Raw genomic sequence first — 22,196 nt, forward strand, 5'->3', positions numbered from 1 at the left:
TAATAGCTTTTAAACCATTTTTTACGACATTAGGTGGAATGTTTTTAGGAAGAAAGGAATGTAAGAATATGAAATTAGGAATAGTAGGTTTACCAAACGTAGGGAAAAGTACCTTATTTAACGCAATTACAAAGGCAGGAGCAGAATCAGCTAACTATCCATTCTGTACTATAGAACCAAACGTTGGTGTTGTATCAGTACCAGATAAGAGATTAGATGTACTAGAAAAAATGTATAATACTAAAAGAAAAGTTTATACAGCAATAGAATTCTATGATATTGCAGGACTAGTTAAAGGAGCGTCTAAAGGAGAAGGTCTAGGAAATAAGTTCCTTTCTCATATAAGAGAAGTAGCTTCAATAGTACATGTTGTTAGATGTTTTGATGATGAAAATGTTGTTCACGTAGAAGGAAGCGTTGATCCAATAAGAGATATAGAAACTATAAATTTAGAGCTTATATTCTCAGATTTAGAAATTCTAGAAAGAAGAATGGAAAAATCATTAAAGCTTGTTAGATCTGGTGACAAAGCAGCTAAGGCAGAATATGCAATAATGGAAAAAATAAAGGCTCAATTAGAAAAGAATTTACCAGCTAGATCATTAGATTTTACTGAAGAAGAAATGGTATTTGTAAAAAGTTTATTCTTAATAACTTCGAAGCCAGTTTTATATGCATGTAACATATCTGAAGATGATTTAATGAGTGGAAATTTAGAAAATGATTATGTAAAGAAAGTCCAAGAATATGCTAAGGCTGAAAAGGCAGAAGTTATGATAGTATGTGCTAGTCTTGAAGAACAATTATCAGGACTTGATGAAGAAGAAAAGGCAGAAATGCTATCAGAATATGGATTAGATGAATCAGGATTAGATAAGCTTATAAGAGCTTCTTATAAATTATTAGGACTTATGAGTTTCTTAACAGCTGGTGTTCAAGAAGTAAGAGCTTGGACGATTAAAGCTGGAACAAAAGCTCCACAAGCAGCAGGAAAGATTCACTCAGATATTGAAAGAGGATTTATAAGAGCAGAAGTTGTTGCTTACGATGATTTAGTTGAATGTGGTTCAGAAGCAAAAGCTAAAGAAAAAGGTCTTTATAGATTAGAAGGAAAAGACTATATAATGGAAGATGGAGATGTAGTTAACTTTAGATTTAATGTATAAAGTAAATTACAGCTTTAAAGAAGAGATATCTTTTTAGATGTCTCTTCTATTTTTTTTTGAAAAAAATTCAAATTATTTTCCAATTATAGAAGGGATTTAGAAAGTTTTCTCGAATATTTATAAAAAAGTGGGTAAAAGTGGTGTAAAGTGGTTGAAAGTAGAGTAAAATCACTATAAAGTATATAGAGGAGTACAAAAATGTTTATTGGTGAATATCAACATGCCTTAGATAGTAAAAACAGAATGATTGTACCCTCCAAGTTAAGGGAGGAGCTAGGTAATAAGTTTGTTATTACAAAGGGGCTAGATGGATGCCTATATGCTTACCCACAAGATGAATGGAAAAATTTAGAAGAAAAGATGAAAACTCTACCTCTTACCAATAGAGATGCTCGATCTTTTGTAAGGTTTTTCTTTGCAGGAGCATGTGAAATAGAGATGGACAAGCAAGGAAGAGGGTTGATTCCACAAAATCTTAAAGAATATGCAGGAATAGAAAAGGAAATAGTAAGTATAGGAGTATTAACTAGAGTAGAAATATGGAGTAAAGAAAAGTGGCAAGAATACAATGATTCTAATGTTGATTTTGAATCAATTGCAGAAAAAATGAGTGACTTAGGAATATAAGGAGTTTTGACAATGGAATTTAAACACGTTTCAGTTTTATTAAATGAATGTCTTGATGCCTTAAATATAAAAGATGATGGAATTTATGTAGACTGTACCCTAGGGGGAGCAGGTCATTCATCTCATATATTACAAAGGTTATCAAAGGATGGTTTATTGGTAGGAATAGACCAGGATACAGATGCTTTAAAAGCAGCTGGTGAAAGATTAAAAGAATATGAAAATAAGAAGTTAGTCCATAATAATTTTCATAATATAGATAGTATTTTAGAAGAATTAGAAATACCAAAAGTTGATGGAATATTAATGGATCTTGGGGTGTCCTCTTATCAATTAGATGAGGGAGAAAGAGGATTTAGTTATATGAAAGATGCTCCTTTAGATATGAGAATGAACAGAGATAGAGAGTTCTCTGCTTATGACGTAGTTAATAGTTACTCCATGGAGGATCTTTGGAGAATTATAAGAGATTATGGTGAGGAAAAGTTTGCAAAAAGAGTAGCGGAATTTATAGTTAATAAAAGAGAAGAAAAGCCAATAGAAACTACTCTAGAGCTTGTTGACATAATAAAGGCAGCAATACCTGCAAAAGCTAGAAGAGAAGGTCCTCATCCGGCTAAAAGAACCTTTCAAGCTATTAGAATAGAAGTTAATGGGGAGCTGGAAATTCTAAATAAAGCTATTGAAGATGGGGTGAATAGACTAAATAAAGGTGGAAGAATGGCAATTATAACCTTCCATTCCTTAGAAGATAGGATTGTAAAGTTAAAGTTTAGAGAACTTGCAAATCCATGTACTTGTCCAAAGGAGTTCCCAATCTGTGTATGCGGGAAGAAACCTTTAGTTAAGCTTATATCAAGAAAAGCTATTGAACCATCAAAAGAAGAAGTAGAAGAAAATCCAAGAAGTAGAAGTGCTAAGTTAAGAGTTATAGAGAGATTTTAGAGATTAGTTATAAAAAAATGGGGATGTGAATAAAATGATAGTAAAAGAGTATGAATATATAAGAGGGAATACAGCAACTCAGCCAAGAAGAAGTAGTGAACCTGACAGAAAAAGATATGAGGAACTACAAAAGGCAAAGAGAGAAAGAAAGAGAAGAAAACTTGAAGAGGAAAGACGTAAGAGAAAAGGTGCACGTCAAATAGCCGCTGCAATTGCAATACTAGGTGTTATAACAATAGCAAGAGATACTAAGGTATATTCAATGCAAAGTGATTTGGCAAAACTTAATAGCGAAATTAAAAGCGTTGATGATGAAAATGAAGCATTAAGAGTTGAACTCCTAAAAGTAGCATCATTAGATAATATCAAAACTAATGCTGAGGAGAAATTAGGGATGGTAGTAGCTACAAAGGATGAAATGTTACAGATGGATTTATCGGGAAACTATTTTGAAGATTTAGAAAATGATGAAACTAATGCAAAAGATAATAAGAGTGGATTGTTTTCTAAAATAATGGATGCACTAGATTAATAGTAGCATCCCTTATATTTTATATGACTTAGCTACGGAACAATGATAGATGGAGGAATATGAGTGAAGAATAGTAGATTCAGAGACAAAGCTTCAATGAAGAAGAGAATGAGTTTGGCTCTAGTAGGGTTGACATTTCTATTCTTTGTTTTGAGTGTAAGACTAGCTTACATAATGATTGGAAAACATGCTGAATATTCTGCAATGGCAAAGGAACAGTGGACAAGCGAAGTAAAAATTGATGCTAGAAGAGGGAGAATATTAGATAGAAATGGTGTAGAATTAGCTGTTTCTGCTAATGTTTATAGAGTTGATTTTGACTTGAATGCAATTAGAGCATACTATAAAAAAAGTATAGAAAATAATAAAGGGTATAAGTCTAGTGCAGAGCTTGCACCTTTAATTGCTGAAGCAGTAGGTATGGAAACTAAAGATGTTCAAAAAAAGTTGGATACAAAACTTCCAAGTGGTAAAGATGCAGGTGCAGCTACTTTAATAAGAAGAATAGAAAAACAACAAGCTGATAATTTAAAGAAATTAATAGAAGAAAAAAAATTGTCTGGAATAATTGTTTCGCCAGATACAAAAAGATATTATCCTAATGGATCTTTTTTATCTCATGTTTTAGGGTCAACTAATAGTGATGGTAAAGGTCTTACAGGAGTAGAATTACAATATGATAGTGCACTTTCTGGCGTTCCAGGAAGAAAGATAACTGAGTTAGAAAGTCAAAGTGGAGGATTTCCTTACACAATTTCACAATTTACTAATCCAGTTGATGGAAAAGATGTAACTTTAACTATAGACGAAAATATACAATTTTTTGCTGAAAGTGTAGCATCCCAAGCATTAATTGATCATAAGGCTAAGGCAGTTTCTGTTTTAGTAATGGACCCCAAAACAGGAGAAATACTTGCTATGGTAAATAAACCTGACTTTGATCCTAATAATCCTTATGATGGAATAGAAAATTTTGTGGGAGAAACTGATGGAGAAAAACTTCAAAAAATGTGGAGAAATAGGCTAGTAAATGATACCTTTGAACCAGGATCTATATTTAAGGTAATTACTGCTATTACTGCTATGGAAGAAGGTTTAGTTTCGGAAAATGATACATTCACCTGTAATGGAAGTCTAACATATGGTAATAGAAGAATAAAGTGTTGGAAGTCTGGAGGACATGGTACTCAAACATTTGGAGAAATAATTCAAAATTCATGTAACGTTGGATTTATGCAACTTGGTGAAAAAATAGGTAGCGAAACTTTAGTTGAGTATATTAAGAAGTTTGGTTTTGGACAAATTTCTGGTGTGGATTTACCAGGTGAAGCAAAGGGAATTATAAAGAAGGCTGCAAATATGTCTATTACAGACTTAGTTACAATAGCTTTTGGACAAACTAACACAGTAAATTCTGTTCAATATATGGCTGCATTTAATACTGTAGCTAATGGAGGTACATGGATTCAACCTCATATAATGAAAGAAATTACTCATAAAGATGAAAATGGAACAAGAGTAATGGACGAATCTTTTGAAGCTACAACTAAGAAATTAGCATCTGAAGAGAATACAGCTCAATTAAGACAATACCTTGAAAGAGTTGTTACTTCAGGATCAGGAAAAGGTACTTTCATGGAGGGATATCATATTGGAGGTAAAACAGGTACTGCACAAAAAGTTGAAAATGGTACTTATTCATCTTCCAAATATTTATCAACTTTTGTAGGTATGGCGCCTGTAGATGATCCAAAGGTAACTATAATGGTATCTGTTGATGAACCAGGAACTGGTGTGTATTATGCAGGTCCTGTATGTACACCATATGCTAAAACTTTATTTACAAATATATTCAATTACATGGAAGGTAAGTTCTCATCAGAAAATGCTGTTTCAATAGTAAAAGAAGTTACAGTTCCAGAAGTAAGAGGAAAGAATATAGAAGAAGCTAAAAAAATTATAAAAGAACAAAAGTTAGAGTGTGAAGTTGTTGGAAATGGATCATATGTAAAATCAATGACACCATTCCCAGGATATGCAGTAAAAGAAGGATCAAAAATAACACTTTATACTGAGGGAGAAGCAGAAAACTTAACAAGAGTTATAATGCCTGATATTAGAGGATATTCTTTAGAGAAAGCATCAGCTCTATTAGGCTCACTAGGACTTAAGTATTCGGTAGATGGTGAAGGAATGGTTCAAAGTCAAAGTATTCCTTATGGTGAATTAATTGAAAAAGGAACAACAGTTAAACTAGAATTAAACAATGAGTATGGAGATTAATGAGTAAGAACTTCTTTTAATAATTAATAGAGGTAAAAAAATGATTCTTCAAAAGCTTTTAGAAAAAAGCAATTATACAATAATTCAAGGTAACTTAAATGTAGATATAAATGGCATTAGTTATGATAGCAGACGTATAAAAAGTGGAGATATCTTCTTTTGTATAAGAGGTTTAAAGAATGAAGGACACAAGTATGCTAACGAAGCTGTTAAAAAGGGTGCAAAAGTAATTGTATGTGAAGAAGATATACAATTAGAAAATAAAGAAATAACTATAGTAAAGGTGGAGGAGACTAGGAAAGCATTAGCTATAGTCTCTGCCACCTTCTATAATAATCCTCATAAAAAAATGAAAATGATTGGAGTTACAGGCACCAACGGGAAAACAACAACAACCTTTATGATAAAAAGCATTTTAGAAAAAGAAGGACATAAGGTAGGACTTGTAGGAACAATATCAAATCATATAGGAAATATAATAGTACCTTCAGAAAGAACAACGCCGGAATCACTAGAACTTTACAAATTGTTTCATGAGATGGTAGAGAAAAAATGTGAATATTGCGTAATGGAAGTATCATCACATTCTCTAGCCCTTGATAGGGTGTATGGAATTAATTTTGATGTTGGTATATTTACAAATCTTACTCGTGATCATCTTGATTTTCATAAAACCTTTGAAAATTATTACGAGGCTAAATTGAAGCTTTTTAAAGAAAGTGGTATAAGTATTGTAAATGTTGACGATAATTATGGAAAGAGAATAATAGATGAAATATCTGGAGAATCACTATCTTATTCTGTAAAAAGCGAATCAGATTATAAAGCCTTTAATGAAAAGTGTGAAAGTGAATTTTCAACTTATGATATTAACCTTAAAGGAAAAAAAGAAACTATAAAGGTTGGATTGCCAGGTGAGTTTAATATTTATAATTCTCTTGGTGCTATAGGGGCCTCCCTTGCTCTTAATGTGTCTATTGAATCAATAAAAAAGGGCATAAAAGATGTTGTTGTTACTGGAAGGTGTGAAAAAGTAGGAAAAGAATATAAGTTACCTTATACAATAATAATCGACTATGCACATACACCAGATGGATTAGATAATATTTTAACTACAGTGAATGGATTTAAAAAAAATAGACTAATATCTGTATTTGGATGTGGGGGAGACAGGGATAAAGTTAAAAGGCCTCAAATGGGGAAAATAGGAACAGAACTCTCTGAAATTTCAATAATAACCTCTGACAACCCAAGAACTGAAGAACCTATAAGAATTATAGACGATATTATTAAAGGGATAAATAAAAATAACTATGAAGTTATAGAAAATAGAAAAGAAGCCATTAAAAGAGCAATTGATTTAGCACAAGCTGGAGATGTAATTGTAATTGCTGGTAAAGGTCATGAAACTTATCAAGAATTAAAAAGTGGTAAAATACACTTTGACGAAAGAGAAATTGTTGATAAAATATTAAAGGAAAAAGAAAAGGAATATTAGTTTAATATTTATATTATAATTAATTATGTGGAATATTGCATAAGCAGTATTCCACATATTGTTGAATGTTATAGGAAGAAGAGGTAGATAACGTGGAATTAAGCTTTGATGAATTAGTACTAGCAGTAAAAGGTGAAATTCTAGTAGATAATGAAAACAGAAATTTCAATAATGTAAATACTGATACTAGAAAGATTGAAAAAGACAATGTTTTTATAGCATTAAAAGGTGAAAACTTTAATGGTAATGTCTATGCAAAAGATGCATTAGAAAAAGGTGCATCCATAGCTATAATTGATGAAGTTGTAGGTAGTCTAGAGGATATTCAAGGTTTAGGAATAATTATTAAAGTCAAAAATACATATGATGCTCTATTAGATCTTGCACACTATTATAGAAATAAACTAGGAATAAAGGTAATTGGAGTAACTGGATCTACAGGAAAGACATCTACAAAAGATTTAGTTGCAGCCTTTTTAAGTAATAAGTATAAGGTGTTTAAAACTAAAGGAAATTTTAATAATGAAGTTGGTTTACCTCTTATGGTATTTCAATTAGATTCTACATATGATGTAGCTGTTCTAGAATTAGGAATGAGTGATTTAGGAGAGATACATAAGCTTGCAGAATGTTCAAGACCTAATATTGGACTTATAACAAACATTGGATTATCACATCTTGAAAATTTAAAAACAAGAGAAAATATCTTGAAAGCAAAGATGGAAATTACAGATTTCTTTACAAAGGATAATGTTTTAATAGTTAATGGAGAAGATGAGTATCTTCCAAATGTAGAAAGTGATTTCTATAAACTTATAAAAACAGGATATGATGAAAGTTTTAACTTTAGAGCAAAAGATATTGAACTAACAGATAAAGAAACATCCTTTACTGTAGTAAGCCAAGAAGGTGAATATAGATTTAATCTTCCTATGGTAGGAGCACATAACGTATTAAATGCTTTGCTTGGTATAGCTGCTTGTAGAGAACTTAATGTAAGCTATGAAGATATGATAAAGGGGTTAGACAACTTAGAAGCTACTTCTATGAGATTACAATTTATTAATAAAGATAAGGTTACAATTATTAATGATTGTTATAATGCTAGTCCTGATTCAATGAAAGCTGCTCTAGATGTATTAGAAAATACAAAGGGTAAAAGAAAGATAGCTATTTTAGGAAATATGAATGAACTTGGTAATGAGTCAGAGAAGGCACACAAAGAAGTTGGTGAGTATGCCACTAATAAGGCAGACCTACTGATTTCAACAGGTGAAGAAAAAGAAAACTATAAAATGGGGTTTAAAAAGGATAGTGTTAAGCTTTATAACACAAAAGAAGACTTAATAGAAGATTTAAGAAATGTAATAAAAGAAGGAGATGCTATAATAATTAAGGCATCTAGGGGAGTTAAGTTTGAAGAAATAGTAAAAGCCCTAGAAAATTTAGATATATAACGAAGGAGGTGAGCTGCTTACAAAGCAGCAGAAAAGATGGGGGAATTATTTAGTGGATTTTTTAATAGAACAGTATTAGTAGCATTTGGGTTAGGACTAGTTTTTTCATTAATACTAGGGCCTATAATAATTCCAATGCTTCATAAACTTAAGTTTGGTCAAAATATAAGAAAAGATGGGCCACAAAGCCATATGAAGAAAGCTGGAACACCTACTATTGGGGGATTAATATTTCTAATTTCTATTACTTTGGTAATGATAATAATGAGATATAAGTTTACTAGTGAAGGTATGATAGTTTTATATGGAACTCTAGCTTTTGGACTTATAGGTTTTTTAGATGATATTTTAAAGATTATTCATAAAGAAAATGAAGGATTAAAATCAGGACAAAAGTTTATACTTCAAATAATATTTTCTGTAGCTTTAGCTTACTATGGTTATAAGTTTGTAGGAACATCAATATCAATACCATTTGCAGATTTTGCTATAGATTTGAAGTGGATATACATACCTTTTGTAATTTTCTATTATGCAGCTATTACTAATGCAGTTAATTTAACTGATGGATTAGATGGTTTAGCTACATCAGTAAGTGTTTTAGTTTTTACTTTCTTTAGTATTTTAGCCTTTAATATGGGGCATTACAGCGTAGCAGTATTTGCTATAGCTTTAGTGGGAGCATTAATAGGATTTTTAAAATTCAATGCATATAAAGCAAGGGTGTTTATGGGTGATACAGGATCTTTAGCATTAGGTGGAGCATTAGCCACAATTATGATGGTATTAAAAACTCCACTAGTAGTTTTAATAGTTGGAGGAATTTATGTTGCTGAGACACTTTCAGTAGTTATTCAGGTTACTTCATTTAAGTTAACAGGAAAGAGAGTGTTTAAGATGGCTCCATTACATCACCATTTTGAACAATGTGGATGGTCAGAAGTAAAGATAGTAACAGTATTCTCTATAATAACTTTAATATTATGCATTATAGGTTTTGTTTCACTTTAGTAATAGATAGGTGGAGGATTTATGTATGATGAAAGGTAGACCCAAAAAAAGAAAAATGGGGACTATAGATTATGGCATTTTTTATACAGTACTTATTTTAGTTGCTATAGGAACTGTAATGATATATTCGGCAAGTTCTTATTTTGCAATGTTTAAGCAACATGATAGTACTGCCTTCTTAAAAAAACAGTTGATTGCTTGTGCTTTAGGAGCAATAGCCTTATTTGTTTTTATGGCTATTGACTATCATAAGTTAAAGAGAGTAACAGGAATATTAATGGTAGTTACTGTTCCATTACTTTTTGCTGTTTACTTATTTGAGCCAACAAATGGTGCATATAGATGGATAAAGCTAGGACCATTATCCTTTCAGCCCTCTGAGTTGGCAAAATATGTAGTTGTCCTCTTTTTAGCTTGGCATTTAACTAAAAAAGGTGATGGAATAAAAGATTTTTGGCATGGAGTTATTCCACCATTATGTGTAGGTGGTCTTTATGCAGGTATGGTTCTTGCTCAAAAGAATCTTAGTGTTGCAGCTCTTATTATGATAGTAACCTTTGTTTTGCTATTTGTAGCAGGTGGTCAGAATAAGCATATGTTTGGTGTTGTAGCTCCAACCCTTGTGGCAGCAGCCTTGGTTTTTGCCTTAGGAGAGGAGTATAGAAGAGATAGAATGCTAAATTTCTTAGATCCTTGGAAAGATGCAGCTGATAAAGGATATCAGCTTATCCAGTCCTTTTATGCCTTAGGGGCAGGGGGACTTACAGGATTAGGTTTAGGACAATCAAGACAAAAGACAATATATATGCCAGAGCCACATAATGACTTTATATTCTCTATAATTGGTGAAGAATTAGGGCTAATAGGGTGCTTAGTAATAATATCTCTATTTGTATTTTTAATTTGGAGAGGTGTTAAGGTGGCAATGGAAGCAAGAGATACTTACGGTTCATTGCTAGCTATGGGGATTACAAGTATAATTGGATTCCAAGCAATAATAAATATAGCTGTTGTAACTGGTTCAATGCCTGTAACTGGAGTTCCCCTTCCTTTTATAAGTTATGGTGGAACATCATTAGCTATAACCATGACGGCAATGGGCGTGTTATTAAATATATCTAGACAGCGTGTAGGTAAAGAAGATTAATAAGATACTACTGTACAAAATGTGCAGTAGTATTTTTTATATATAAAAGTGTAAAACTTTAAGTACGAAAGGAAAAAATAAATATTTACCACACCTTTTTTATACAATTATTTATAAAAAAGTAAAGGGAGATTAAATAGATAATTATAAAAAATATCTTAATTATCATATTTTTTTAATGAAATAGGTAATATAAAGTGGTATGATATAAGAAGGAAAAGTGTATATTATGTTAATTTATAAAAAGTTTGGAATAGGGATGGATTATGGTAAAAAGCAACAATATTTATATAAGAAAAAAGAGAAAAAAAAGATTAATTAAGAAATGCATATTACTCCTTATATTATTATTAGGAATAGGAACTTTTCTAGCTTACAAAACGGAGTTTTTTACGGTAAATAAAATAGTGTATAAAGGAGATTCTTTAATAACAGGAGAGTTTGTTAAAACAAATGCAGAAGAAGTTAAGGGTAGTAATATAATTACTTTTAATAAAGATGAACTAATAAAAAAGTTAATGCAAAATCCATATGTAAATACAGTTACAATATCCAAAAAGTTACCAAAAACCTTAGAGGTTAATGTAAACGAAAAGAAAGGTATATATTATCAAAAGAATGGAAATAGCTTTGATATAATTTCTGAAGATTTACATTTATTAGAAAGAACAAATTCTTTAGATGGGAAAAACTTAATTGAAATAAAAGGACTAAATATTAAAGATAAAGAAGTTGGGATGAAAATAGAGGAAAATACAAGGTTAGAAAAAGTATTAAATTTACTATATAAAGCTGAAGAGAAAATGCAAAAAGATAATAAGGGTGTTAGTATTACATCCTTGGATGTTAATGATATGGCAAATATGAAAATTTATTTTGGTGATATCCAAGTATTATTAGGAAATGATGAAAACTTAACAAAAAAGTTAAGTGATGCTATGAATATATATATTCATGCAAAACCAAAGGAATATATAAAAGTTGGCCATGAAGGCTCACCAGATTATAAATAAGGAGGAGTAAGATGAAAAAGCAAACATCACAAATATTTGTTGCAGTAGTATGTGCATTATTAGGATTCTTACTTGCATATCAGTTTAAAATGCTTGCTAAAAAGGATGGTACTGATGGCAACATAAATAATACTGATATAATAAGTGAAGTTGAAAGTTTAAAGAAAGAAAAAGAAGAGTTAGCATCTACAAACTCAAAACTTACAGAGGAAATAAAAAAATTAGAAGAGAGTGCTACAGAAAATGGTAAGGTTGACTTAGAAGTAAAGAAAGCACTTGATAATGCAAGAATACAGCTTGGAACAGTGGATGTTAAAGGGCCAGGGATTATAGTTACTATAAAACCTAAGACACCGATATTTAGCAATGCTACTGATACAAGTGTGGATTTAGGAAGTGCTGAACTTGTACATTTAGTAAATACCTTATGGTATGCTAGAGCAGAGGCTATATCTATTAACGATTATAGAGTAACTGCTCAAACTGGTATAATGAACTCTTCTGGAACTAGTATAATATGGATAGGAACATCGGGAAGAAAGGTAAGTCCTAAAGAAACTATTGTTATAAAAGCCATAGGAGATAAAACTAAGCTAAATGTAGCATTAGATTTTCCTGGAGCTTTAAAGTTTGGTGCTTTGGATAATTATGATGTTACCTATAAGGTTGTAGATGATATATTTATTGAAAAAACTACAGAGTCATATAGAACCGATTTTATTACACCAGTAAAGGAGTAAGGAGGAAGAATTAATGATAGCAATCATAGGACTTTTATTTGGAATTATATTAGGGGTTGTTTTTGATGTAAATATACCAGAAAGATTTTCACCATATATGTCAGTAGCTATTCTTGCCTGCTTAGATTCAGTTTTTGGTGCAGTAAGAGCTAATTTGTCAAAGAATTTTCAAGCAGATATATTTATATCTGGATTTTTTGGAAATGCAGTGTTAGCAGCAGCATTAGCTTATTTGGGGGATAAATTAGGAATTCCTATATATATAGCAGCAGTTATTGTTTTTGGTGGAAGAATATTTGATAACTTTGCTATTATAAGAAGATTAATCATAGAAAAATATAAAAGTAGGCAATGAGGTGATTAAATGAAAAATAAGAGCGCAAAGATTGCTCTTTTCATTGGAACACTGATAGTAGGTATATTAATTGCAATTAACTTCAATTTTGACGGGATAGCTTCAAAGCAATTAACAGCAAAGGAATATCAAGATGCTATTGAAGAGAGAACACAGCTATATAAGCAAATAAGTTTATTACAAAAAAGCAATAGAGAATTTCAAGAGAAGATAGATAAGTATAAAAATGATGATAAAATGAATGGAAAAGTATTAGAAGATATGAGAAATCAGTTAGGTGATTATGGGATGTTAACAGGGCTCAATGAGGTAAAAGGGCCTGGACTTATAATTACAATTAATGATGCTATTATTAACTATGATGAAGATACAGATTATGAAGTAATGAATAAGATATTGCATGATAGTGATATGGCTTTATTAATAAATGAGCTAAGAGGTAGTGGTGCAGAGGCTATTTCGGTAAACAACCATAGAGTAACACCTAATACTGCTGTTGTATGTAATAGTGCCTTTTTAGGATTTGATGATGGAGATAGAGAGGCAGCACCTTTTAAAATTTATGTAATAGGAAATGCAGAGTTAATGGAAGAATCCCTAAATTCAGAGGGAAGCCATTTAAGAGTATTGAAGCAATTTAGAGGTTTGGACGTTACAGTTGAAAAAAGTGATGAAATTATAATGCCAGCAGCTAGCAATCATGCTGTAGAATATGCTGAAGAAGACATTAATAAATAATATTTTTATAATATTATGAAGGATATTTAACTTTTATGCAGAATTACTTTATAGTAAAGTATTAGTTACTCTTGTTAGGAGGGAAACGGCTATGGATATAAAGAATAATATAGAAAGTTTGAGATGTAATATACCAAATGAAGTTACGCTATTAGCGGTTTCTAAGACTAAACCTCTAAATGAACTAGAGGAAGCATATAATGCAGGAATTAGGGATTTTGGAGAAAATAAAGTCCAAGAACTTAAAGATAAGTTTGAAAATTTTTATAAAGATGTAAGATGGCATTTTATTGGAAACCTTCAAACTAATAAAGTGAAATATTTGGTGGGGAAAACTTTTCTTATTCATTCCCTTTCTAGTATTAAGTTATTAGAAGTTATAGAAAAGGAATTTGGTAAAAAGAATATTATAGCTGATACTTTAATTCAGATAAATATTGGTCGTGAAGAAAGTAAGGGTGGTCTACTTGAGGAAGACTTAGATACTTTAATAGAAGCGATTGAAAAATGTAAATTTGTTAAAGTAAAAGGGATAATGGCTGTTATACCAAAGGGAAATGAAGAGAGCAATAGGTATTATTTTAAAAAGGTAAAGGATATTTTTGATTCATTAAAAAATAAGGAATTTAAAAATATACAAATGGAAATTTTGTCTATGGGAATGACACATGATTATCATATTGCTATAGAAGAAGGATCAAATTTAATTAGAATTGGAGAGGGAATCTTCGGAAAGAGAAATTATAATTTACAGGAGGAAAAGTAAATGAGTGACATGAAAACAAAATTAAAATCATTTTTAGGGTTTGGAGAATACGATGAGTATGATGAGGAGTTCGACGATTTAGACGAATTAGAAGATGAAGATGGATTAGAGGAAGCTATTGAACCTGTTATCCAAAATAAAAAGAATAATAAAGTTGTAAATATTCATACTTCATCATCTGCAAAAGTTACTATAACTAAACCGGTAGCATATGAAGAAGCTACAGAAATATGTGATGCATTAAAAAATAGAAGAATAGTTCTTGTAAATACAACAGCTCTTGAAATTAGAATAGCTCAAAGATTATTAGATTTCATTAGTGGATCTTGCTATGCTTTAGGTGGAGAACTTCAGGAAATTGAAAAGGGTGTATATATACTTTCACCATCAAATGTAGAAGTAACGAATGAATTAAAGAGTGAATTAAGCTCAAAAGCATTATTTAGTTGGACAAAGTAGGTGGGTATAATGGGAATGTTACTAAATCTAATTTCTACTTTTTTTAGAGTACTAGAAGTAATAATAGTTATAGAATGCCTAGGATCATGGATTATTCAAGATAGAGGCAATGAAATAATGAGATTTTTAAATAGTATAACTTCCCCAGTGTTAGAACCTTTTAGGCAAATACAATATAAGTTTTTAGGAAACTTACCTATTGACTTATCACCAATATTTGCAATATTTGCGATTCAAATAGTTGAAAGACTATTGTATATGATATTTTAACAATGGATAAGAAGACTCTATTACAAAGTTTCAATGAAGAGGATAGGTTAGAAGTTTTAAACTTATATGAAAAATATGAGTTGTCCTATGAAAAGGATATACCCTTGTTTGGTAATAACTTTTATCCACCTAACATATGGAAGTTTTTTGAGAAGTTTACAAGCACTAATGATTTTAAAGTAACATCATCTGGATTTTTTGAAGATGCAGAGAGAAGAATGATATCTTTCAATAATATTTATGAAATTCCATTTCCTATGAAAATATTAAAAATAATAAATACATCTAAGTTTACAACACCTAGTCATAGAGATTATTTAGGATCAATTTTAGCTTTGGGGATAAAGAGAAATAAACTTGGAGATTTAATTATAAAAAGTGGTGAATGCTATTTACCTGTATGTGAAGAAATTGCTGATTATATAATAAGTAATTTAGAAACAGTAGGTAAATCACCTTGTAAGGTTATTCTTTTAGAAGAGGATTTTATTCCTTTTACACCTGAATTTAAGGAAGAGATTATTTTAATACCATCTTTAAGGCTAGATTCTATAGTATCTAAGGTAATGAAGTTATCTAGAAGCAAAGCACAAGATGTAATAGAAGCAGGTAAAGTTTTAATTGATTATAATACCATTAGAGATAAAAGCAAAGAGGTATTAAGTGGTGAGAGAATAACTATAAGAGGAGTTGGAAAGTTTATTTTGGGAGATATAGTTGGGAATAGTAAAAGTGGTAAATATAAAGTAATTATAAAAAAATATACATAATAGAGGTGGGATTTTATGAAACTTACGCCAATGGACATTAATAATAAGGAATTTAAAAGAGGATTAAGAGGGTATAATCCAGAGGAAGTTGATGAATTTTTAGATGAAGTAGTAGAAAACTATGAAGAATTATACAAAGATAATTCCAAATTAAGAGAGAAGGTTACCACATTAACAGAGCAAATAGAACATTACTCTAAAATCGAAAGTACTATTCAAAATACTTTAGTTTTAGCACAAAATGCTGCGGATCAAGCAAAGAGTTCAGCAGAAAAAGAGGCAGAACTAGTAGTTAAGAATGCAAATGAAACTGCACAAAGAATAGTTGATAAAGCTCATGCAGATGTTATTCAAATAAATGATGAATATGATAGAGTAAAACAAGAATTTATTAAATTTAGAGCTAAGTTTAGAAACTTTATAAATACTCAGTTAGAAACCTTTGATGATTTAGAAAAGGACGTAACTAAGAATTATAATATTTCAACTCCTGTAGAGGATGAAGCTGCAATTGATAGCGAAGTTCAATTTAATGAAGAATCATTTAAAACAATAGAAGAAGATATTCTAACTGACAATATAGACGAAATAAAGAGTTTCTTTGCTTCTAAAGAAGATTAGTATTATACATATAACACCACAACAAATGTTGTGGTGTTTTTAATGTCATAAGTTGACCGGCTAAACATAGGTATATTATAATGTTATGGAATAGAAACAGAGGAGTTTAACGAATGGAAGAAACTATTTTTAATATTAGTGCTGACTTTGAAGGAGAAAGAATTGATAAATACTTATCACAAATTTTTAAGGATAAGTCAAGATCGTTTATACAGGGCTTAATTGAAAAAGGAAATATATTAGTTAATGACAATAATATAAAAAGTAATTATAAATTAAAGGCTTTTGATGAAGTGAAAGTTATTATGCCAGAACCTGTACATTTAAAAGTAGAAGCAGAAAACATACCATTAGATATACTATATGAAGATAAGGATGTAATAGTTGTTAATAAACCTCAAGGAATGGTTGTACATCCTGCTCCAGGTAACTATAATGGAACTTTAGTAAATGCTTTGTTATATCATTGTAATGATTTATCTTCTATAAACGGAGTTATAAGACCTGGTATTGTTCATAGAATTGATAAGGATACCACAGGCGTTTTAATTGTTGCTAAGAATGATGAGGCTCATAACTTTTTATCAGATCAATTAAGAGATCATTCTATGAAAAGAGAGTATTATGCCTTAGTTGAGGGTAGAATTAAAGAGGATGAAGGTACTATTGATAAGCCTTTAGCAAGAAGTAAGAAGGATAGATTGAAAATTGGAATTGTAGAAGGTGGAAGAAGAGCTGTAACTCATTATACAGTAGTAGAAAGATATAAGAATACTACATTAGTAAAATGTGTTTTGGAAACAGGAAGAACTCATCAAATTAGAGTTCATATGTCTTCTATAGGTCATCCTCTAGTTGGAGATCCATTATATGGATTTAAGAAGAGTAAATATAGACAGGATGGTCAGATGCTACATGCTAAAACATTAGGATTTATTCATCCAAGAACAAAAGAATATATGGAATTCTCATCTGAATTACCATTATATTTTGAAAAAATGTTGGAAAAACTAAGAAGTGAAGTTGTATAGGGAGGGTAAGCTATGAATTTAAAAGCTAACTTGCTTGATGATAAAGCTATAAAAAGAAGTTTAATAAGAATATCTCATGAAATTATTGAAAGAAACAAAGGTGTTGAAGATATAGTTTTAGTAGGGATAAAAAGAAGGGGATATCCTTTAGCTCAAAGAATTGCTGTAGAAATTAATAATATTGAAGGAATAAATGTACCAGTAGGAAGTGTAGACATAACTTTCTACAGAGATGATTTAACATTAACTGGAGAGTCTCCAAAAGTAAAAAATATAGACCTAGGTGTAAATATTCATAATAAAAAAGTAGTATTAGTAGATGATGTGTTATATACATGTAGAACAGTTAGAGCTGCAATTGATGCAGTTATTGATACAGGAAGACCTCAAGGAATACAATTAGCAGTATTAATAGATAGAGGACATAAGGAACTTCCAATAAGAGCTGATTATGTTGGTAAAAATATTCCTACGTCAAAGAATGAGAAAATTGCAGTAAGTATAAAAGAAATAGACAACGAAGATTCAGTAAAGATTTATGAAGACTAAGGAGAATAACATATGGATTTTGATTTAATTGCTACCACTACTTTTGGTATAGAAGGTATAACAGCTAAAGAATTAAGAGCTTTAGGATATGATGATGTTAAGGTTGATACAAGTAAGGTGCATTTTAAAGGAGATGAGATGGATATTGCTATTGCTAATATTCATTTAAGAACCGCTGATAGAGTTTTAATTAAAATGGCAGAGTTTGAAGCTAGAAGCTTTGAAGAATTATTCCAAGGAACAAAGAAGGTAAATTGGAGTAAATTAATACCTAAGAACGGTAAGATGCATGTTGTAGGAAAGTCAGTGAAGTCAACTTTATATAGTGTTCCTGATTGTCAATCAATTGTTAAAAAAGCTATTATAACTAGCATGAGTGAAGCTTACGGTATAACAGAATTTAAAGAAGATGGGCCTGTATATAAAATAGAGGTTGCCATATTAAAAGATAAGGTAACCTTAACAATAGATACATCTGGTTCAGGGTTACATAAGAGAGGATATAGAGAAAATTCAGGAGCTGCACCTTTAAAAGAAACTTTAGCAGCAGCCATGATACTTCAATCAAGATGGCAAGATTCTTATGAACTTATAGATCCTTTCTGTGGTTCAGGGACAATCTTAATTGAGGCTGCTATGATTGCTCAAAATATAGCACCAGGATTAAATAGAGAATTTGTATGTGAAACATGGCCAACTATGCCTATGTACATTTTTAATGGAGTTAGAGATGGAGCAAGAAAATCTATAAAAAATAAAGATATTAAGCTTGTTGGGTATGATATTGATACATGGGTTTTAAGAACAGCAGAAAATAATGCAGCTAAAGCAGGAGTAAGTCAGTGGATAGAATTTCATAAGAGAGATTTTAGAGAGTTTTCTAATAAGAGAAAATATGGATTTATAATTTCTAATCCACCATATGGTGAAAGATTAAGTGATAAGAGAGAAGTTGAAGAGCTTTATAGAAAGTTTGGAAAGTATAAGGAAGATTATAAAAATTGGGAATTTAATATTCTTACATCATATGAAGGTTTTGAGAAGCCATTTGGAAGAAAGGCAACAAAGAACAGAAAATTATTCAATGGTAAATTAAAATGTTATTACTATCAATACTTTGATAATGATTTAATTAAGAATGAAGGTAGTACTGTAATACAAGAAATGATTAGAAATAGCTAAAAAAGAACCAGAGGATTTTCTCTGGTTCTTTTATTATAGTTTTTGTATTTTTAAACTTTCATAGTCCTTAGGATCTACAAACATAGTTTTATTAGTATAATATATAACCATACCTGGTTTAGCCCCATTTGGTTTCTTTAAGTTTTTAACTTCTGTATAATCAACTGATACTTTAGAATCATTTTTACCTTTACTATAATAGGCAGCTATAATTCCAGCTTCCTCTAAAGTAATTTCATCTACAGGATTTGCTTGTATAATTACATGTGATCCAGGAATGTTTTTTGTGTGAAGCCACATATCATTTCTATTTGCAAACTTAAGGCTTAGGTAATCATTTTGTAAGTTATTTTTACCTACATAAATATCTATGCCTTGAGATGATAAGAAGTGTAGAGGCTTGCTATCCTTTACTTTTTTATTACCTTTAGATGTATTTTTAAATTTAATATATCCTGTTTCCATTAATTCCTTTTTAATTTGTTCAATTTCATCATATGATTCTACATTTAATATATTTGTTAAAACAGAATTTAAATAATTTAATTCATCTTCGTTCTTTTCAAGCTGCTCTAAGGCCCATTCCTCAGATTTTTTTAATTTATTATATTTTTTATAGTACTTTTGAATATTTTCAGAAGGACTTTTATTAGGATCAAGGGAAATAGTTAAATATTCTTCTTCCTTATCGTTATAAAAGTTTAGTAAGGAGATTTTATCATCTCCAGGCTTTATCATATAAATATAAGAAGTAAGTAAATCACCCTTTATTTTATAGCCATCTTTCTTTCCACCTTCTTCAATATTTCCATTTAATATTTTAGACTTTTTATTACATCTATCTATATTAGTATGTATTAATTTTTGAAGGGAAATGGATCTATTATTTAATCTATCTTGTTTATCTTTAGTTCTAAAGAAATCATCAAGAATAATAGATGGATTTTCATATTTTATATTTTTATAACCATTATAGTATGAATTTAAATTAGCACAATAAAAGTCTTTATATATACCATCAGAATCCGTAATAATATTAAAGGAAGGATGGTTACAAATATCATTTATTGAACTTGTTGTATATTTATATAATGATGAAATATTACTAGTAGATATATTTTCTTTTAAAGAATTTTCATAAAGCTCTTTTGAAAGTGGTTTTGAAACTCCTGTTAAAAGCTTAGAGAAAAATAAATCATTATATTCTAAGTTATTTTCCTTAATAAAATTAGTCATTTCATTTATATCTAGGCTAAAAGGATTTAGTTTTGTAGACTTGGGTGGTTCAACATAAGTAGCTCCAGGATATAATACTCTATAACTATTAATATCTGGTGTTATATGTTTTATAGATTCCATTATTTTATTATCTCTATTTCTAACTAAAGTAATGTTAGAGTGTCTACCCATTATTTCAACTATAAGAGAATATTCACTATCAAATCCAAGTTCATCCCTTGATTCTACTTTAATTATTACAATTCTATCTCCATCTTTTTGATACACGTCAACAATTCTACCAGATGTAAGATACTTTCTTAAAACCATAAGATACATTGGTGCTTTAAGAGGATTTTCTTTAGAAGTTTCAGTAAAATGAATCCTTGGAAATTTTGATGAAGCAGATATAAGAAGTTTATAATTCTTTCTATCTTTTCTAATAGTTAATATTACCTCATCTTTTTCAGGTTGATTAATTTTATCTATTTTACTGTCTATTAATACATCTTTAAGATTATTAATTAAACTGTTTAAAAATATTCCGTCTAGTGCCATATTATTCTTCCTTTCAATATAATAAACTTAGTATACCATTAAAAATATGGTAAGTTAAGTGTAATGAATTTGTAATATTTTTATTGGCAAAATAAGAAGGAATTATTAATGAAAAGATAGAAGTAAATATATTAATAAAATATATTGTAATTGGTCATATTAAAGAGTATTATGTAATACGGAAATAGTGCTTTTATATATAGAAATGTATAGAATATAATACTGAATGTGATTTGAGGGAGAAGAGATGAAGATTAGTAGAAGTAGGAGAGTTGGGACAATAGGTATTTTATTCTGTTCTTTATTTTTAATGTCATGTAGTAAACCTAGTGATGATGTTGAAATGGTGGAAGGGATTAAGTTAAATAAGGGAGCAATTATAGAAAATGACGGGGGAAATTATTCAAATTATAACTATAGACAAGGGAAGTATGAGAAGGTTAATGATGATGAAGTAATAGGATTATATGAGCATAATAGCGATAATTATATTGCACAAAAAGATGGTAAGTATATTGCTTTTTATAGTGGTAAAATAATTGAGCTTTCAAATATTGAAATTGGAGATGATGGACTAAAAATGTCTCCAAGTGGTGAATATCTATCATTATATAGAAATATAGATGGGGTTACTACCTATAAGGTAATTAGGTTATCAAATGGTGAATATGTAGATTTTAATACTGATACAGGTATATCAGGTCATTATTTAGATTGGATAGATTCTAATACTTTAGTTTACTATGGAGTAAATAATGAAGGAGTTAATGGCATTTTTACATATAATCTAGAAAGTAGTGAAGAAAAGTTACTTTATAATATTGATGGGGGTATAGTTCAGTATTTAAGTACAGATTCTGAAGGTATAGTTATATTACAGGAAACGATTAATGATGAGAAAATACTTCAAGTTATTAATAGTAAAACTAGTGAAGTGAAAACTATATCTAAAGATATAACTAGATTGTATGATATAGTTAATGTTGATGGAAATTATTATGTTTTAGGTGAATTTAATGATGGAATATTATCTATATATAAGTTACAAGATGGTAAGCATTATAGGCTAATCTTTGATTTTCCTAGTAGTATTAAAGCAACTAGATATGGATTGGCAGTAGATGAAGATGGAAATATTTTATTCATTGGAAGTAATTCAGATCCTGAACTAGAAGAAATATATAGTATAAGCAAAGATGGAACAATAAGAAAAGTTTCAGAATCTAAAAATGAATATTCTTTTGTAAAATAGGTAAGAGA

General features: G+C 29.9%; 23 protein-coding genes. 22 read left to right on the top strand and 1 reads right to left on the bottom strand.

Annotated features, from left to right (window positions below; all coding sequences use genetic code 11):
- The first annotated feature begins 68 nt into the window (after positions 1 to 68).
- From ychF to G594_RS0105520, 21 genes are all read left to right on the top strand, one after another.
- Positions 69 to 1,166: a redox-regulated ATPase YchF gene (gene ychF / locus G594_RS0105420; protein ID WP_027097647.1), complete on the top strand. Its 1,098-nt coding sequence runs from the start codon at positions 69 to 71 to the stop codon at positions 1,164 to 1,166.
- Between the two features lie 198 nt (positions 1,167 to 1,364).
- The gene (gene mraZ, locus G594_RS0105425) at positions 1,365 to 1,793 is read left to right on the top strand and encodes a division/cell wall cluster transcriptional repressor MraZ (protein WP_027097648.1); all 429 of its coding nucleotides are present in this window, start codon (positions 1,365 to 1,367) and stop codon (positions 1,791 to 1,793) included.
- 12 nt (positions 1,794 to 1,805) lie between these two features.
- Positions 1,806 to 2,738: a 16S rRNA (cytosine(1402)-N(4))-methyltransferase RsmH gene (rsmH, locus tag G594_RS0105430; RefSeq protein WP_027097649.1), complete on the top strand. Its 933-nt coding sequence runs from the start codon at positions 1,806 to 1,808 to the stop codon at positions 2,736 to 2,738.
- Between the two features lie 34 nt (positions 2,739 to 2,772).
- Positions 2,773 to 3,270 (top strand): hypothetical protein, encoded by a 498-nt coding sequence (locus G594_RS0105435; RefSeq protein ID WP_027097650.1) that lies wholly within the window; start codon positions 2,773 to 2,775, stop codon positions 3,268 to 3,270.
- 63 nt (positions 3,271 to 3,333) lie between these two features.
- A complete protein-coding gene (locus G594_RS0105440; RefSeq protein WP_027097651.1) occupies positions 3,334 to 5,553 on the top strand; it encodes a stage V sporulation protein D in 2,220 nt (739 codons plus the stop codon).
- 40 nt (positions 5,554 to 5,593) lie between these two features.
- On the top strand, positions 5,594 to 7,051 hold the full coding sequence (locus G594_RS0105445; protein ID WP_027097652.1) for a UDP-N-acetylmuramoyl-L-alanyl-D-glutamate--2,6-diaminopimelate ligase: 1,458 nt from the start codon (positions 5,594 to 5,596) through the stop codon (positions 7,049 to 7,051).
- A 92-nt stretch (positions 7,052 to 7,143) separates the two neighbouring features.
- Complete coding sequence (locus G594_RS0105450) at positions 7,144 to 8,508, top strand: UDP-N-acetylmuramoyl-tripeptide--D-alanyl-D-alanine ligase (RefSeq protein ID WP_027097653.1); 1,365 nt, start codon at positions 7,144 to 7,146, stop codon at positions 8,506 to 8,508.
- A gap of 36 nt (positions 8,509 to 8,544) precedes the next feature.
- Complete coding sequence (mraY, locus tag G594_RS0105455; RefSeq protein WP_027097654.1) at positions 8,545 to 9,519, top strand: phospho-N-acetylmuramoyl-pentapeptide-transferase; 975 nt, start codon at positions 8,545 to 8,547, stop codon at positions 9,517 to 9,519.
- A gap of 25 nt (positions 9,520 to 9,544) precedes the next feature.
- Positions 9,545 to 10,666 (top strand): stage V sporulation protein E, encoded by a 1,122-nt coding sequence (gene spoVE / locus G594_RS0105460; protein ID WP_027097655.1) that lies wholly within the window; start codon positions 9,545 to 9,547, stop codon positions 10,664 to 10,666.
- 266 nt (positions 10,667 to 10,932) lie between these two features.
- Entirely contained in the window at positions 10,933 to 11,679 is a 747-nt protein-coding gene (locus G594_RS0105465; protein ID WP_034865923.1) for a cell division protein FtsQ/DivIB, read from the top strand.
- Between the two features lie 11 nt (positions 11,680 to 11,690).
- On the top strand, positions 11,691 to 12,419 hold the full coding sequence (locus G594_RS0105470; protein WP_027097657.1) for a DUF881 domain-containing protein: 729 nt from the start codon (positions 11,691 to 11,693) through the stop codon (positions 12,417 to 12,419).
- Between the two features lie 13 nt (positions 12,420 to 12,432).
- The gene (locus G594_RS0105475; protein ID WP_027097658.1) at positions 12,433 to 12,774 is read left to right on the top strand and encodes a small basic family protein; all 342 of its coding nucleotides are present in this window, start codon (positions 12,433 to 12,435) and stop codon (positions 12,772 to 12,774) included.
- 9 nt (positions 12,775 to 12,783) lie between these two features.
- Positions 12,784 to 13,512 carry a DUF881 domain-containing protein gene (locus G594_RS0105480; protein WP_027097659.1) on the top strand — a complete coding sequence of 243 codons (729 nt, stop codon included), beginning with the start codon at positions 12,784 to 12,786 and terminating at the stop codon, positions 13,510 to 13,512.
- 91 nt (positions 13,513 to 13,603) lie between these two features.
- Positions 13,604 to 14,278: a YggS family pyridoxal phosphate-dependent enzyme gene (locus G594_RS0105485; protein ID WP_027097660.1), complete on the top strand. Its 675-nt coding sequence runs from the start codon at positions 13,604 to 13,606 to the stop codon at positions 14,276 to 14,278.
- Positions 14,279 to 14,737, top strand: a complete 459-nt coding sequence (locus G594_RS0105490) for a cell division protein SepF (protein WP_027097661.1) — start codon at positions 14,279 to 14,281, stop codon at positions 14,735 to 14,737. It begins immediately after the preceding gene.
- A 9-nt stretch (positions 14,738 to 14,746) separates the two neighbouring features.
- The gene (locus G594_RS0105495; protein ID WP_027097662.1) at positions 14,747 to 15,007 is read left to right on the top strand and encodes a YggT family protein; all 261 of its coding nucleotides are present in this window, start codon (positions 14,747 to 14,749) and stop codon (positions 15,005 to 15,007) included.
- 2 nt (positions 15,008 to 15,009) lie between these two features.
- Positions 15,010 to 15,777 carry a YlmH family RNA-binding protein gene (locus tag G594_RS0105500; protein ID WP_027097663.1) on the top strand — a complete coding sequence of 256 codons (768 nt, stop codon included), beginning with the start codon at positions 15,010 to 15,012 and terminating at the stop codon, positions 15,775 to 15,777.
- A 15-nt stretch (positions 15,778 to 15,792) separates the two neighbouring features.
- Entirely contained in the window at positions 15,793 to 16,398 is a 606-nt protein-coding gene (locus tag G594_RS0105505) for a DivIVA domain-containing protein (RefSeq protein WP_027097664.1), read from the top strand.
- Between the two features lie 113 nt (positions 16,399 to 16,511).
- Entirely contained in the window at positions 16,512 to 17,429 is a 918-nt protein-coding gene (locus G594_RS0105510) for an RluA family pseudouridine synthase (RefSeq protein ID WP_027097665.1), read from the top strand.
- Between the two features lie 12 nt (positions 17,430 to 17,441).
- The gene (pyrR, locus tag G594_RS0105515; protein ID WP_027097666.1) at positions 17,442 to 17,978 is read left to right on the top strand and encodes a bifunctional pyr operon transcriptional regulator/uracil phosphoribosyltransferase PyrR; all 537 of its coding nucleotides are present in this window, start codon (positions 17,442 to 17,444) and stop codon (positions 17,976 to 17,978) included.
- A gap of 12 nt (positions 17,979 to 17,990) precedes the next feature.
- Positions 17,991 to 19,160 carry a THUMP domain-containing class I SAM-dependent RNA methyltransferase gene (locus G594_RS0105520; protein WP_027097667.1) on the top strand — a complete coding sequence of 390 codons (1,170 nt, stop codon included), beginning with the start codon at positions 17,991 to 17,993 and terminating at the stop codon, positions 19,158 to 19,160.
- Between the two features lie 33 nt (positions 19,161 to 19,193).
- On the opposite strand, the gene G594_RS0105525 is transcribed toward G594_RS0105520, so the two are convergent.
- Positions 19,194 to 20,936, bottom strand: coding sequence for an Rqc2 family fibronectin-binding protein (locus G594_RS0105525; RefSeq protein ID WP_027097668.1), 1,743 nt, complete (start codon positions 20,934 to 20,936; stop codon positions 19,194 to 19,196).
- A 247-nt stretch (positions 20,937 to 21,183) separates the two neighbouring features.
- Here G594_RS0105525 and G594_RS0105530 point away from each other — a divergent pair, with 247 nt between their 5' ends.
- Complete coding sequence (locus G594_RS0105530) at positions 21,184 to 22,188, top strand: hypothetical protein (RefSeq protein WP_027097669.1); 1,005 nt, start codon at positions 21,184 to 21,186, stop codon at positions 22,186 to 22,188.
- Positions 22,189 to 22,196 lie beyond the last annotated feature (8 nt).

Origin of the sequence: Clostridium paraputrificum AGR2156, assembly GCF_000424025.1 — a bacterium.
Lineage (GTDB): Bacteria > Bacillota > Clostridia > Clostridiales > Clostridiaceae > Clostridium > Clostridium paraputrificum.

Bases quoted from the DNA above. Each gene is read 5' to 3' on its own strand.
- ychF (WP_027097647.1), top strand. From the start codon at position 69: ATGAAATTAGGAATAGTAGGTTTACCAAACGTAGGGAAAAGTACCTTA.
- mraZ (WP_027097648.1), top strand. From the start codon at position 1,365: ATGTTTATTGGTGAATATCAACATGCCTTAGATAGTAAAAACAGAATG.
- rsmH (WP_027097649.1), top strand. From the start codon at position 1,806: ATGGAATTTAAACACGTTTCAGTTTTATTAAATGAATGTCTTGATGCC.
- G594_RS0105435 (WP_027097650.1), top strand. From the start codon at position 2,773: ATGATAGTAAAAGAGTATGAATATATAAGAGGGAATACAGCAACTCAG.
- G594_RS0105445 (WP_027097652.1), top strand. From the start codon at position 5,594: ATGATTCTTCAAAAGCTTTTAGAAAAAAGCAATTATACAATAATTCAA.
- mraY (WP_027097654.1), top strand. From the start codon at position 8,545: ATGGGGGAATTATTTAGTGGATTTTTTAATAGAACAGTATTAGTAGCA.
- spoVE (WP_027097655.1), top strand. From the start codon at position 9,545: ATGATGAAAGGTAGACCCAAAAAAAGAAAAATGGGGACTATAGATTAT.
- G594_RS0105465 (WP_034865923.1), top strand. From the start codon at position 10,933: ATGGTAAAAAGCAACAATATTTATATAAGAAAAAAGAGAAAAAAAAGA.
- G594_RS0105470 (WP_027097657.1), top strand. From the start codon at position 11,691: ATGAAAAAGCAAACATCACAAATATTTGTTGCAGTAGTATGTGCATTA.
- G594_RS0105475 (WP_027097658.1), top strand. From the start codon at position 12,433: ATGATAGCAATCATAGGACTTTTATTTGGAATTATATTAGGGGTTGTT.
- G594_RS0105480 (WP_027097659.1), top strand. From the start codon at position 12,784: ATGAAAAATAAGAGCGCAAAGATTGCTCTTTTCATTGGAACACTGATA.
- G594_RS0105485 (WP_027097660.1), top strand. From the start codon at position 13,604: ATGGATATAAAGAATAATATAGAAAGTTTGAGATGTAATATACCAAAT.
- G594_RS0105490 (WP_027097661.1), top strand. From the start codon at position 14,279: ATGAGTGACATGAAAACAAAATTAAAATCATTTTTAGGGTTTGGAGAA.
- G594_RS0105495 (WP_027097662.1), top strand. From the start codon at position 14,747: ATGGGAATGTTACTAAATCTAATTTCTACTTTTTTTAGAGTACTAGAA.
- G594_RS0105500 (WP_027097663.1), top strand. From the start codon at position 15,010: ATGGATAAGAAGACTCTATTACAAAGTTTCAATGAAGAGGATAGGTTA.
- G594_RS0105505 (WP_027097664.1), top strand. From the start codon at position 15,793: ATGAAACTTACGCCAATGGACATTAATAATAAGGAATTTAAAAGAGGA.
- G594_RS0105510 (WP_027097665.1), top strand. From the start codon at position 16,512: ATGGAAGAAACTATTTTTAATATTAGTGCTGACTTTGAAGGAGAAAGA.
- pyrR (WP_027097666.1), top strand. From the start codon at position 17,442: ATGAATTTAAAAGCTAACTTGCTTGATGATAAAGCTATAAAAAGAAGT.
- G594_RS0105520 (WP_027097667.1), top strand. From the start codon at position 17,991: ATGGATTTTGATTTAATTGCTACCACTACTTTTGGTATAGAAGGTATA.
- G594_RS0105525 (WP_027097668.1), bottom strand. From the start codon at position 20,936: ATGGCACTAGACGGAATATTTTTAAACAGTTTAATTAATAATCTTAAA.
- G594_RS0105530 (WP_027097669.1), top strand. From the start codon at position 21,184: ATGAAGATTAGTAGAAGTAGGAGAGTTGGGACAATAGGTATTTTATTC.